14 protein-coding genes are annotated in these 12,798 nt (G+C 65.2%); 1 reads left to right on the top strand and 13 read right to left on the bottom strand.

The genetic code is table 11. From position 1 onward, the window contains the following. Positions 1-7: 7 nt before the first annotated feature. From ACODS2_RS12865 to ACODS2_RS12835, 7 genes are all read right to left on the bottom strand, one after another. Positions 8-1,510 carry a YncE family protein gene (locus ACODS2_RS12865; RefSeq protein WP_488999176.1) on the bottom strand — a complete coding sequence of 501 codons (1,503 nt, stop codon included), beginning with the start codon at positions 1,508-1,510 and terminating at the stop codon, positions 8-10. A gap of 1 nt (position 1,511) precedes the next feature. Beyond that, positions 1,512-1,901 carry a CopM family metallochaperone gene (gene copM, locus ACODS2_RS12860; RefSeq protein WP_488999175.1) on the bottom strand — a complete coding sequence of 130 codons (390 nt, stop codon included), beginning with the start codon at positions 1,899-1,901 and terminating at the stop codon, positions 1,512-1,514. 56 nt (positions 1,902-1,957) lie between these two features. After that, on the bottom strand, positions 1,958-2,557 hold the full coding sequence (gene wrbA, locus ACODS2_RS12855; protein ID WP_488999174.1) for an NAD(P)H:quinone oxidoreductase: 600 nt from the start codon (positions 2,555-2,557) through the stop codon (positions 1,958-1,960). A gap of 167 nt (positions 2,558-2,724) precedes the next feature. Continuing rightward, entirely contained in the window at positions 2,725-4,026 is a 1,302-nt protein-coding gene (locus ACODS2_RS12850; RefSeq protein ID WP_488999173.1) for a carbohydrate porin, read from the bottom strand. Continuing rightward, positions 4,026-5,393, bottom strand: a complete 1,368-nt coding sequence (locus tag ACODS2_RS12845) for a c-type cytochrome (RefSeq protein WP_488999172.1) — start codon at positions 5,391-5,393, stop codon at positions 4,026-4,028. Before ACODS2_RS12845 ends, ACODS2_RS12850 begins: the two co-directional genes overlap by 1 nt. After that, positions 5,393-7,045: a GMC family oxidoreductase gene (locus tag ACODS2_RS12840; protein ID WP_488999171.1), complete on the bottom strand. Its 1,653-nt coding sequence runs from the start codon at positions 7,043-7,045 to the stop codon at positions 5,393-5,395. Before ACODS2_RS12840 ends, ACODS2_RS12845 begins: the two co-directional genes overlap by 1 nt. Then, complete coding sequence (locus ACODS2_RS12835) at positions 7,042-7,623, bottom strand: sugar dehydrogenase complex small subunit (RefSeq protein WP_488999170.1); 582 nt, start codon at positions 7,621-7,623, stop codon at positions 7,042-7,044. The genes ACODS2_RS12840 and ACODS2_RS12835 overlap by 4 nt, the downstream gene beginning before the upstream one ends. A gap of 380 nt (positions 7,624-8,003) precedes the next feature. Between ACODS2_RS12835 and ACODS2_RS12830 the strand changes: the two genes are divergently transcribed. Beyond that, positions 8,004-9,194, top strand: a complete 1,191-nt coding sequence (locus tag ACODS2_RS12830) for a carbohydrate porin (RefSeq protein WP_488999169.1) — start codon at positions 8,004-8,006, stop codon at positions 9,192-9,194. A gap of 24 nt (positions 9,195-9,218) precedes the next feature. Here the strand turns inward: ACODS2_RS12830 and ACODS2_RS12825 are convergent, their stop codons facing one another. The 6 genes from ACODS2_RS12825 to ACODS2_RS12800 are packed head-to-tail and all read right to left on the bottom strand — an operon-like array spanning position 9,219 to position 12,696. Then, the gene (locus tag ACODS2_RS12825) at positions 9,219-10,271 is read right to left on the bottom strand and encodes a HoxN/HupN/NixA family nickel/cobalt transporter (protein WP_488999168.1); all 1,053 of its coding nucleotides are present in this window, start codon (positions 10,269-10,271) and stop codon (positions 9,219-9,221) included. Beyond that, positions 10,271-10,678: a DUF302 domain-containing protein gene (locus ACODS2_RS12820; RefSeq protein WP_488999167.1), complete on the bottom strand. Its 408-nt coding sequence runs from the start codon at positions 10,676-10,678 to the stop codon at positions 10,271-10,273. Before ACODS2_RS12820 ends, ACODS2_RS12825 begins: the two co-directional genes overlap by 1 nt. Further along, positions 10,675-11,382: an aquaporin gene (locus tag ACODS2_RS12815; protein ID WP_488999166.1), complete on the bottom strand. Its 708-nt coding sequence runs from the start codon at positions 11,380-11,382 to the stop codon at positions 10,675-10,677. Before ACODS2_RS12815 ends, ACODS2_RS12820 begins: the two co-directional genes overlap by 4 nt. Continuing rightward, positions 11,379-11,714, bottom strand: a complete 336-nt coding sequence (locus tag ACODS2_RS12810; RefSeq protein WP_488999165.1) for a hypothetical protein — start codon at positions 11,712-11,714, stop codon at positions 11,379-11,381. Before ACODS2_RS12810 ends, ACODS2_RS12815 begins: the two co-directional genes overlap by 4 nt. Then, positions 11,714-12,367 carry a nitrile hydratase subunit alpha gene (locus tag ACODS2_RS12805; protein WP_488999164.1) on the bottom strand — a complete coding sequence of 218 codons (654 nt, stop codon included), beginning with the start codon at positions 12,365-12,367 and terminating at the stop codon, positions 11,714-11,716. The genes ACODS2_RS12810 and ACODS2_RS12805 overlap by 1 nt, the downstream gene beginning before the upstream one ends. Then, positions 12,364-12,696 (bottom strand): SH3-like domain-containing protein, encoded by a 333-nt coding sequence (locus tag ACODS2_RS12800; RefSeq protein WP_488999163.1) that lies wholly within the window; start codon positions 12,694-12,696, stop codon positions 12,364-12,366. The genes ACODS2_RS12805 and ACODS2_RS12800 overlap by 4 nt, the downstream gene beginning before the upstream one ends. Positions 12,697-12,798 lie beyond the last annotated feature (102 nt).

Genomic DNA, 12,798 nt, shown 5'->3' with positions numbered 1-12,798 from the left:
ACGGTAGTCATTCTTTGGGCTGGGTCACTATTTCAGGTTGCCCTGCTCTGTTCGCAAGGGGCTGCTGCAACAGGACGACACGGCCGGTTCTCGCTGGATTGCCCTCTGCAATCAGGAGGTACCTGGTCCCTGCCGGATCGAGTTCGCGCACGATCTGGCGAACCGGTCCAACCGAATTGACGATGGCCGCGCCGGCTGGATTGGCGGTGAACGCCGCGAGCGCTTCGATCGCGCCGCTGCCGTCAGGCCGGTCGGCCAGACCGAGCACGTAGGGCCGCTGGGGCTCAAGGCCGACCACCGCAGCCTGGACGATCTGGACCAGCCCCTGATCGAACAGGCTGACACTTCCGGCCGGACCATCGGGATTTGCGACAGACGCCAGAACCAGATGCCCCGCCTGCCCGGCTATGCCAAGCGGCTGAAGGCCTTCGAGACCATCACCGATGGCCACCGCGCCGGGTACGTAGACGACGGCTTGCGGCGCCTGCCCGATCGGCATGGTCGCGATGACCTCGTTCGTGGCCGTATCGATGACTGCCAGCGCGTCATCATTTTCGAGCCCGACGTAAATCCGCGTGCCATCGCCGGATGGCCACAAGCCGTGCGGCAACTTGCCAACCGGGATGGTCGCGACCTTCGCGAAATCGCGGGTGCGAAACACTTGCACTTCGTTTCTCCCGCCGACCGTTACGTAGGCCCATTGCTCGTGCGCAGTGGCGACGAAGTTCACGTGGTTGGTGATCGGCCCGGTATCGAGCACTTTCAGAAGGCTAAACGGCGGTCTGGCCGCAAACACGCCGACCTTGCCGGTGTCCTTCAGGGTGAACCACACCTGTTTGCCATCGGGCGAAGCGGCGATATTGGGACAGAACGGGCTTGGTTGGGCCACCCAGCCGACAATCCTTCGCCGCGCCACGGCAATCACGACGATTTCCGGATTGAACGAGGAGCAGACATAGCCATAGCGGCCGTCGGGCGAGAAGATGGCCATGCCCGGCCCGCCCGGCACCTTGATCCGGGCCGTTTCCACCCAAGTCGCGGCATCAATCACGGAGACGTAGTCTTCGCCGCGGATTGTCACCCAGACTTCGCGGTTGTCCGGCGTGAAGAAGGCTTCGTGCGGCGATCGCCCCAGATAGGTCGTGTGCTTCACCGCGTTCGTCGTGGTGTCGATGAACGTGAGCGAGTTCGATCCGATCGAGACGACCACAAGGGTGCGATGGTCGGGCGAGAAGCCGAGGCCGTGCACAAGCACCTGCCCGCGGTAGAGCGGGCTGAAATTAGCGGGCTGCGGATCGCCGAGGCGGATGACGCCGAGCACAGCGTTGCTCGCGGGATCTATCACCGAGACCGTGTTGGAGAACTGCTCGGCGGCATAGACCCGGTCCTGGTGACTGACCGGAATTGCGGGCGAGGACGAAGCACCGGGCGCCTGACCAGTCGGTCCTGCCCAGCCCTGCGTAGGCGCTGAGCAGACGAGGAGTGCTGCCAGAGCGGTCTTGCGTACCATCTCAATCCACCCCGGAAGCAGGTTTGCCGGTGCTGCCTTGCGGCTGTGTCGGCGCCGGCATTGAAGGGGGCAGCGGCTGGCCGAGTGCCAAACGCATCGCGGCAATTTCCTGCTGCTGCTCGATGATGATCTCCTGCGCGATCCGCTTCAGCTGTGGATTGCGGCCGTAGCGCAGTTCGGCCACCGCCATGTCGATCGCGCCCTGATGATGCGGCACCATCGCCTGCACGAAGTCGTGGTCCACATCGCCACTGCGCGGTGCCATCATGTCCTTGTGCATGCGCTCCATCGCCGCATCGACAGCTTGCCCGTAGTCAGCCGGAGCCGTGTCACCCCAGGCGGTGGATCGGCCCAGCACCAATACGAACGCGATCAAGGCAGCCGCCACCACGATTGTCTGGCCCCGCATCGCCCTGCCCCGCTGCGGATGATCTCCGATGCTGCGCATCAGGCGCTCAGCTTTGCAGTGGCTTGCGCGACAAGCGCACCCTGGTGCCGCGCGCCCTCGAGCTCGATCGCGCTTGGCTGGCGGCTGCCATCGGCTCCCGCGATGGTCGTCGCGCCATAGGGGGAACCGCCAGCGATCTCGTCGAGCGTCATCTGGCCCTGATGGCTATAAGGCAGCCCCACCACGATCATCCCGAAGTGCAGCAGGTTGGTGATGATCGAGAACAGTGTCATCTCGTTGCCGCCATGTTGCGAGCCGCTCGAGGTGAAGGCTGCACCGACTTTGCCGTTGAGCGCACCCCGCGCCCAAAGCCCGCCGGCCTGATCGAGAAAGCTCGCCATCTGCGAGGCGATCCGGCCAAAGCGCGTGCCGACGCCGATGATGATTGCATCGTAGTGCTCAAGCTCTTCGATCGTCGCAACGGGTGCCGCCTGATCCAGTTTGAAGTGCGCCGCCGTGGCGATTTCGAGCGGGACCGTTTCGGGCACACGCCGCACATCGACCGTCGCACCCGAAGCGCGCGCGCCCTCGGCCACGGCGTTCGCCATGGTCTCGATATGACCGTATGCCGAGTAATAGAGGACCAGTATTCGGCTCATGACTCACTCCAAAGTTTGAGGATGTCGGAACTGTGCGGGCAGTCTGCCAGGAACTCATCGGCAAGCACCTGCCTGGACGATGAGTTTAGGCGCGGCTCGCAAGACTGCGAGCAAGCTGGCGTGAGGCGGGGTGAATTGATGCGAAAGCGGACCCCCGCGTGCGGCCGTCACAGCGTGACCTGAAAATGCACCGTGAAGACCAGCGCGTCGGGGCGATTGGCATAGGCCCCCGGCCGGATCACGTATTGCAGGCCGGGCCTGAGCACGAGCGAATGATCGAGCTGGATGCCGTAATTCAGTTCGAACATCTGCTCGTTGCTCTGCTCGGATTGACCGAGCGCGCGTTGCTGTGCGCGAACGCGCGAATTCACGTCGAGCCGCACCCAGCCGAGGCTGGCGATATCGTCGCCCCGCCCGCGCAGCAGTCCGCGCCAGCTGGCCCCAGCTTCATAGCTCGTGCGGAAGAGGCCTGTCCGGCGGTCGTTCAAGGTCATGACGCCGAAGACCGAGAGGCCCTGCACGCTGCCGGGCCGCGATTTCCAGATCTGCTGCGCGGCCTGAATATACATCCCGCTCCGGCCACGCACCTGTCGTCCGGGCTCGCCAAGCGCGGCGACTTTCGACGTGTCGTGATAGACCCCGAACTTGTACGTACCGGGGTAGTCGGCAGCGCTCTTGCCGCGGACCAGCCCCACCTCGATCGGCACGATCACGCCGGTGGTGCGCGGGAAGCCCAGATCGAGGCCGTGCGACTGGGTTTTGCGCAGAGGAGTGACATCGTAAACCCCTGCGGCCACGTACCATCCGGCATGGTCGGTCCACTTGGCGCGCGCGCCCCACTGTCCCGTTGGCGAATCCACCCAGCCACTGCCGTAAAGCAGGCCAAGCGGGTGGCCGCAGTGGCCGTTGTTGTTGAAGTTGCACACGTAGGGCAAACCGCCAAAGTCGTTGCCCATCGAATAGAACCCGCCTTTGAGGCTAAGGCGCCGGTCCAGCAGCAGCCGCTCGTAACTGATTTCGTCGATCCGGAAATTGTTGCCTTGTCCGTAGTAGGCCTGATTCTGGATATAGGCGCCGGTCCGTTCGGCATGGAGCGCGTGGCCCAGACGGTCGGATAACAGGATGCGGACGGTGCCGTCTCCGGCGCCAAGCTTGGCCAGATTGAGTTGCGCCCCGAAATCGAGGTGCTGGATGTAGTCCCACCCGGCGCCGCGATAGCCCCGGTCATTGACAGCCGATTCCGCAATGAAATGTCCCGTCAGCGTGATGCCTCGTTCCGCCAGCCAGCGCCGCGGTGCCCACTGCGCCAGCAGCGGAATCTGACGTACGCTGTCGCTCGGCTGCTGCGCGGCTGACTTTGGCGGCGGCGCCGCGTGGATGATTTCGTCGGGGGCAGGCGTCGAGATGGTCTGCGCCGCTGCGGGTGCGCTGCTGGCAAGGCACACCGGAGCGATCAGCGCCCGCCACATCACCGGCTAGCCTTGCGGCGAAACCATACGAGTATCACGCTCGCTAAGATCAGCACGGTCGTCGCCAGCAGGCCTCGCACGATGGCCACGAGCGGCGGGTGCGGTCCGCCCGCGCGGGCCATCGCGACTTCGGCGGACGTCACCGCGCCGCCGCTGCCGAAACGGCTGCGCACGAACGTCGCCACAGCCGCAACATCCTCGTCGCTGAGCGCCTGAACATAGGAGCCGGCGCCAAAGGCCGGCATGGCGACGTGGGCGTTGCCGACCGTGCGGTCGACGCCGAACAGGATGGCGGCGATCAGATTGGCTTTGCGATCCGTCCCGGGGCGCGCGGCAGCGATCAGATCGGGATAGGCAAGGTCCCGCGTCCCCGTGCCGGATACACCGTGGCAGCTCGCGCAAAGCCCGCTGAAAAGCGCTGCGCCCCGGCCTGATGGGCTGGCCGCGCCGCGCAAGGCGGCCTCACGCGGGACCGGCACAGGCCCGGCCGGCTCATGCGAAATAGCTTCGCGAACGGGCGGCAAAGCCTTGATGTAAGTCGTAATCGCGTTCAGATCATCCGGCGTCATCCGACTGAGACTGTGCTCGACAACCTCGGCCATCGCGCTCGCCGCCCGGCCTTTACCGGGTGCGATGCCGGTGCGGAAATAGGCGGTCAGATCGGCGCTGCTCCACTCGCCAATGCCGCTGCGGCGGTCGGATGTGATGTTGGGCGCATACCACGGTCCGAACGGCGCGCCGCCATACGCGCGCCGCTGATCTTCCTGCAGCAACAGGCCGCGCGGGGTGTGGCAGCTGGAACAATGGCCAAGCGCCTGCGCGAGGTACGCGCCGCGGTTCCACACGGCGCCGCGACCGGGTGTTTCGGCAAAGCGCCGATCGCGCAGGAACATGGCATTCCACCCCGCCATCGTTGCACGGACGCCGAACGGGAACGGCAGACGCGTGGCCGGGACCGGACGATCGACGGCGCGGACGCCCGCCATGAAATACGCGTAAAGCGCACGGACATCGGCGTCGGTAAGGAGGACAAGGCTGTCGTAGGGCATCGCGGGGTAAAGATGCGCGCCGTCTGCCCGGATACCCTGACGCAGGGCAGCCGTGAATTGCGCCAGCGAGTATCCACCGATCCCGAAGCGGCGCGAAGGCGTGATATTGGTCGCCATGATCGGTCCGACCGGCGACTCGATTGTCTGCCCTCCCGAAAAATCCGGGCGCCCGGGGGCGGTGTGACAGGCCGTGCAGTCTCCGGCGATGGCCAGATAGCGACCCCGTTCGATCTCCTCTGGCGCGAACGGCGCAGGCGGCGGTGCGGCTGCAGCGTTCCCTGCCGCCGCCAGAGCCAATGCGGCAAGCAACGCCCGCATCAAGCCTGCTCCAGCGTGCGGGCTATGGCGTCGGCGGCCTTGAGGCCCAACGCCGCCATGCTGAGCGTCGAGTTGACGACACTGGCGGACGGCATCGCGCCGCCGCCGGGGAGCCAGAGGTTGGCGTGATCGTGCGCGCGGCAATCGCTATCGACCACCGAATTGCGGCGGTCCGCGCCCATGATGGTGCTTCCCATCATGTGATTGTTGGCGTTGAGCGTGGTGGTGATCACGAACTCTTCGGCGTTGAACAAGGACCCGATGTGACGCAGCTGCTCGCAGGCCTTGTCGTAGCCTTTGCGCGCATAGCTGCCGACCTCGTAGCGGATATCGGGACATGGCAGCCCCAGCCCGTCGCGCCGGGTGGGCGACAGGGTCAGCCGATTGTCCGGGTGCGGCAGCGGTTCCAGGCTGATCGACAGGTCCACCCCGAAGACTGCGCGCCGCCGGATCTCGGCATCCAGCGCATCGCCGACAAGGCCCTGCTTCAGTGCTTGATCCGTTGCCGGTGCAATGCGGCTGATGTTGTTGAGGATGATCTTGTTGGCCGAGTATTCGGACCGGAATGCCCCGTCGCGCGGGCCAACCATGCAGCTCGATTGCGCTGGCCCGCGCCCCAGCCAGATCGGGCGGTCGGCCAGGAACGTGCAGTGAAACCCGGAATGGTCCATCATGTTGCGGCCGACCTGGTCGGACGAATTGGCGATGCCGCGCGGGTTCTGTGCATTGGCCGCGATCAGCAGCAGGCGAGCGTTCTCCAGCGCGTTGCAAGCCAACACATAGGCCCGGCCCTGCGCACGGTGGCTGACCCTGTCGCGGTCGTACCAGTGGACGCCGGTCACGCGGTTGTTGGCGTCGGTATCGATCCGGTAGACTACAGCATCGGCCAGCAAGCGCGCACCCTTGCGCTCTGCCGCCTCGACCGTGTGCACCGCGTTGTACATGGCGCCGATCGGGCAGATCGGCTGGCAATTGTTGTTGCCGCAGCAGGCTGGCCTTCCCTGCCACGGCTGCACCATGCGCGCCTGCGGGATCGGCACGAGCCGGTAACCGTGCGGGTTGACCACGCTCGCGACCACCTCGTCGCCGTGACCCCAGGGAATACTGTCAGCAAGGTAGGGTCGGCTTCGCTCCGGGGGCGATTGCAGCGCGGGATCGTGGGGCCCGGCGACGCCCATCGCCTCCTCGGCGCGGACATAGTAAGGCTCAAGATCATCGTAGGAGATCGGCCAGTCGCGCCCGACGCCATAAGTGGAGGCCATCCGGAAATCGACTGGCAGGTGCCGCCAGCACGAGGCTGCCCAGTGCCACGTCGTGCCGCCAACCGCCTTCACATAGCCTTGCTTGTAGCTCGCACCGTCCGGCCCCGAGAGCGCAACGTAGTCGTTCGGCGGATAATAGAGCGGCGCGGTGGCATGCGGGGACTGTGGGTACAGCCCCTGGAAATCATTCCCGAGACGCCGTTCGAACCCGATGTTGCGCCAGTTTTCGACAACCGTCGCCCGAGCAAGGCGCGGTCCGGCCTCGAGCACCACGACCGACCGCCCCGCAGCTGCCAGCTGCTCGGCAATGAGCGCTCCGACCACTCCGGATCCAACAATGACGACATCTGCCACAAGATCGCCCGGCAGCGGCGAGCCTGGCCCGCTCACGCCGTGCCTCGAACGCGGCGCGATTGGGAGGGCTCCACGAAGCCTTGCGCCGACTGTACCGGTGGCGGCGGCGCGGTCCACCAGCCGGGCCCGCCCATCGCGTAGGTGGGCGGAAAGAGCGCGTCCGCGACCGGGCGCTGCATTAGCGCATCCCGGTAAGCGACGGTGCCGGAATGCGGCTCCTTGCCCAGACTGCCGGTATACCAAGCTGCCACGATCGCCAGCACGGCACCGTCCAGCCCCTTGGTCTGCGCGGCAGCCAGCAATGCTGCGGGACTATCTCCGCTCAGCAGCGAAAGCGCGGCAAACTGGTCATGGACCGTCGGCGCGAGCCGCTCGAAGGCGTCCACAAGCCTGGCGGCGGTCAGGGGATCGAGGTCGGAATGACCTGTCAGACTTTGTGACAACTTGAGAAACTGTGGAGCAGGCGGCGGCTCGATCGTGCCTTCAGAGGTTGGCGGATGGCAGCCCGTACAAGCACCGGCACACAGCGCAGCGGCGATGCCCAGCAGCACGCTTCTGCGGCTCGCGGCTGTCGCGACTTTGGTTTGCAGCAAATCCGGATGCAAGAAGGCCATGGCCGAATTCCCGATCTAAGTGGACCGGCTAAATTCTGTGAAAGTTGAGACGCGTTGGATTGTCGAATTGCACGATTTTAGATGCGAACCGGATCTAACATTTTCATGCAGCAATACACTTATTCAATAAGTTGATATCCCCTACCGATGTCAAGCTCTCCCATTCTGTTATTTAACTGGATAATTGACAAAACGATAGCCGACAAAGCAGCAATTTGAGTTATTCGCACATGCGACAACTGTCCGGTATTGGTGCCAGCCTCTTGGCAACCCTGCTTTCAGCGGAGGTAGCAGCAGCAAGTGACGGGTCATCCACCGCGCCCACCGATGCTTTGCCACGCGACGACGCCTTGCCGACTCCGCAATCGCATGACCACGCCTTGCGGTGGTCGCTCATCTACACCGGCGATGCCAATGCCGATATCAGCGGCGGCACGCGGACCGGCGCGGCCTATCTGCACCGGATCGGACTGATCGGTGAGTGGAACCTCTCGCAGGCCATCAGCTGGCACGGAGCGCAGGCTCATGTCAGCGTGCATGCGATTGCGGGCACCGGCCTGTCGTCGCAGCGGACGGGCAATGTACTGACGGTCAGCGGGATCGAGGCAGAGCCGGCCGTCAGGCTGTTCAACCTGTGGATCGAGCAGAAGATTGGTGACCGCGTGACCTTGCGGGCAGGACAGTTCAACGCCGACCAGGACTTCGCCCTAAGCCAGACCGCGGGCCATTTGGTCAACTCGACGTTCGGCTGGCCGGGCAGCTTCGCGAGCGACCTGCCGAGCGGAGGACCTGCCTACCCGCTTGCCGCTCCGGGCCTGTCGCTGATCGTGGCGGCTACCCCGCGCACCACCATGCGCCTCGCCGTGTTTGCCGGAGACCCTGCCGGGCCTGGCAGCGGCGATCCTCAGCAGCGCGATCGGCATGGTTTCAACGGTCTGCGCTTCTCGGGCAGTCCGTTTCTGATCGGCGAGCTTCAGCGAACCGCGCAAGGGGCCGATCCGGCGTGGTCGGTCACGGCAGGCGGCTGGGTCCATTCCAACGGGTTCGCCGATCTGCGTTTCGACCGCACCGGAAAGTCGCTGAGTGGCGCGCCTGCGGCAGCAAGTCCGCAAGTACACCCCGGCAACGCCGCGATCTATGTGATTGGCGATATGCGGTTGTGGCAGGCAGGCGGGCGTGTACTGCGCGGCTTCGTGCGGGCCACGGCCAGTCCGCCAGACCGCAATGCCATCGACCTCTATGCCGATGGCGGCGTTGCAATCAGCGGTCCCTTTCGGCACCGGCCACATGACATTTTCGCGCTCGGCATCGCGTTTGCCCGCAGCTCCCCCCGCCTTCGAGCCTTGCACCGCAACAGCTGCGTGCGCACGGCTTCCGCTTGCCGGACAGCAAGCGGCGAAGCGGTCTTCGAGGCTAGCTATCAGTTCCACGTTAGCGGAAAACTCAGTCTGCAGCCCAATCTGCAGGTGATCGTCAATCCCTCGGCCGCCTTGCTGGCAGATCCACGCTCCGTCCAGCGGGCGCCGGAAAATGCGTTGATTGTCGGCCTGCGCACCTCATTCAGGCATTGACCGCGATCGTGACGGGTCCGGGCGCTAGCTCGTCGCCTGCGCCGGCACAGGGTCGCTGCCGATGAGTCGGAACGTCACCATCGATGCAAACCAGGCAAACGCAAAGACCCCGACGATGGCAAGGCCGAGATAGTCGAAGTCCCCCACCAGCCGTGCCGTCCCGTCCGCGAAGGCCCCGCTCAGGCCGAAGCCGTGAACAACCAAGGTGCAAAGCTCGACACCGCCGATTAACACGGCAACCGCGATCGACATCATGGTGATGGTCATGTTGTAGTAGAGCTTGCGTAGCGGGTTCGCGACAGCCCAGTGGTACGCGCCCACCATCATCACACCGTCGGTCGTATCGAGGAGCGCCATGCCCGCCGCGAACAGAACTGGATAGACCAGCGCCATGCCGATCCCGCTGCCATGCGCCGCCTGCGTAGCGGAGATCCCGAAGAGCGCCACCTCGGATGCCGTTTCGAAGCTGAGCCCGAACAGGAAGCCGAGCAGCCCCATGTGCCACGGGCGCGTGACGCAGCGGAACAACGGCCGCACAAGCCGCGAGAGCAGACCGCTGCCGGCAAACAGCACGTCGAGTTCGACTTCGGCGATGGCATGTCCTGCGCGAACACGGCGGATGGTGCGGATGATCGCCAGCAGGATGCAGGTGTTCATCACCGCCACGAGCAGGAGGAATACTCCCGAAACGCTCATGCTGATGAGCCCGCCGATCTCGCGGAAAGCCCTGAGTTGACCAAGGCTGCCGGCCGCCACAACGACTAGCGCGGTAGCGAGCAGAATCACCGCCGAGTGGCCAAGGGCGAACCAAAGGCCGATCGAGGCGGAGCGCCTGCCCTCGTGCAGGAACTTGCGCGTGACATTGTCGATTGCGGCGATGTGGTCCGCGTCGACGGCGTGGCGCAGGCCAAGGCCATAAACCACAACGCCGACACCCAGCAGCACCGGCTGCCCGGCAAACGCGACCAGCGCCCAGCCCCAGGCGCCAAGGTTCATCAACGCGACCACGCCGTAGACGCCAACAAGATTGGCCCGAAACGCCGGATCAGCCGGCAGCATGCCCAGCGGGCGCGACATCACGCTGCGCCTCCGCCAGCAGAGGTCAGCACCAGATTGTGCAAGAGGGCTGTCATCTGGCCCGCCACGCCCGGCACGGAATCAAGCGCATGGCGCGCCTCGATCCAGGCAGGGTCGATGTAACCAAGCCAGGTTTCGCCGTGCGCTGTTTCCCACACCAGCAGCCGCAGCGGCAGGTCGATGCCCGCCGCCGGGTTCGCCTGCATGAAGGGCGTCCCTACCCGCGGATCGCCAATCAGGAACAGCAGCAAGGGCCGTAGCGATAGGCCCGCTGCAGCGGCCGCCGCCGCGTGATCGAGCCGCAGGATCGGCGAAATGCCCCGGCAAGCGAGCGCCTTGTCGAGCCGGTCGACCGTGACGGCGAAGGATGCGTCGCTGGCCACCGAAATCAGTCCTTCCAAGGTCATGCCATGGTCTCCTTCCTGGGAAACAAGCCAGCGACGACTGCCACCGCGAGCAGGGCGCCTCCGGTTTCCGCAGCGATGTAGGGGAACACTGAGCCGGTCCCGAGCGCGACTGGTCCAGCGGTTACGACCGCACCAGCCACGACTGCCGGATTGGCGTAGGAACCGGTCGGCGTCGCAATCACGGCGGCCACGAGCCACGCACCCACTGCAAATGGCCCGGTTTCGGGGCGGCCGCTCCGCCCCGAGCCCAGCACAATCAGCATCAGACCGGCGCTGGCAACGAACTCACTGAGCATGCCCGCTGGTCCGAGCCCACCGCTGCCCGATGGCGCCGCATGCCACACGCTCGCGGCGAGCGCGCCTCCGCCAAGGCCGCCAGCCAGCTGGCACGCGATGTAAGTGATTGCGCAAACCACTGTCCGCTCACCAGACAGCATTTGCGCAAAGCTGATCAGCGGATTGAAATGCCCGCCCGATAGCGTGCCAAGCGCCACGATCAGCCCCACCAGAGCGCCGGCCACAGCGAAGGCGACCAGCACGGCCGCCCACCCGGGCTGCCCAGGCAGCAGCCGCGTCGCCGCAATCCCGGCCGCGCTGGCTGCAAAGACCAACAGTAGCGTGCCGATGCCTTCCGCCGCAGCACGCCGGGTGAGCGCGCTGCCCGGATCGGCTTCGTGGAAGCAGGCGGGCGGCGTGCCGATCACACCGGGTGATCGGTGTCGAAGCGGTCTGCCACTTCGACCATCTTGCGGGCCAACTCGCTCGGGGCGAAAAAGCCCTTGGCAAAGGACAGGTTGGCGAACACCACGATCCAGCGCTCATAGTATGTGAGTTCGCCGATCAGGCTCGCGCCCAGCGCTTCGACGCCTTTGCGCTTCTCCTCGGTATTGATGATCTTGCGCAGATCGAGCACGTCGGCGAGTGCGTGGCAGCGCTTTTCCCATGGCAGCAGATCATGATCTACGCGGCTGAAGGCGGGGGCATCGAGGCCGCCGATATCGTTCGGCAGACGGGTAACCCTTTCGGGACCAAACATCACGCGGCCTCCTTGTCGAGAGTGACGGGGATGACGCCGATCATCGCATCGCGCGTCACAAGCGCGGCGAGTTCGGCCTCGGACCAGCCGTCGGTGCCTTCCGGCCGGCGGGGCAATACGAGAAAGCGAACGGTTGCGGTGGAGTCGCTGACCCGCACCTCGACATGATCGGGGATGATCGTGCCAAACTCAGCGAGCACCTTGCGCGGTTCGATCACTGCGCGGGCGCGGTACGGCTTCAGTTTGTACCAGTCGGGCGGTAGCCCGAGCACCGGGCGCGGGTAGCACGAGCACAAGGTGCACACGATGAGGTTGTGCACCGAGGCCGTGTTCTCAAGCACGATGAGATCGGTATCGTCGTAGAACGTGATCCCCAGCTCCTCGCAAGCGCGGCGACCGTTTTCGAGGAGCCGCTGCCGAAATGCAGGGTCCGTCCAGGCCCTGGCGACGACTGCGGCACCTAGGGCGGGGGATCGGCTGTCCAGCACTTCGATCTGCCGGCGGATCTCGCCCGCCGTGAAGTGGCCCTTCTCGATGAGCAGCTCGCGCACGGCGGTTTCCATAATCTCGTAATAGCCGGGCCTCGGGTCGGCGGTGATCGGGGTGTGGTCGTGATCGTGATCATGCCCCTGTGCAGCGTGGTTTGCGGTCATGGCAGGCACTCCAACCAGGTTTCGAAGACTTCGATCAAAAGCTCGTCGCGCGGCGATGCCTCGTAGTCGGGCCAGATCTCGGCCAACGGCACCGATATGCGGTAGTAATGCCGCCGGTTTCCGGCGTTGCGGCCGAAGCCCTCTTCCTCGTTGTCGACCAGAGAGGGCTCGATGATCTTGACGACACGGCCGATCTTGCCGCGCAGATACCGCGGGACGCGGTAGTGGCCGATCGGCGTGCGGGTCCCCACACGTACTTTGTCTCCCGGAGCGAAGGCCGGAGCCTCACCGGTTGCGGGCACCACGCGGTCGAACACTGTTGGGCTCACGATGGGTCTCCTGCCAGGCGATCTCGTCGCCGCGCATTGGGGGGCGGTCATCCATGGTGTGCGATGAAGTGGGCAACCGTTCCAGTAAGACGCTGTTAGCCG

This window comes from Novosphingobium sp. FG137 (genome assembly GCF_057809735.1).
This window is presented reverse-complemented; position numbering and strand designations above follow the sequence as displayed.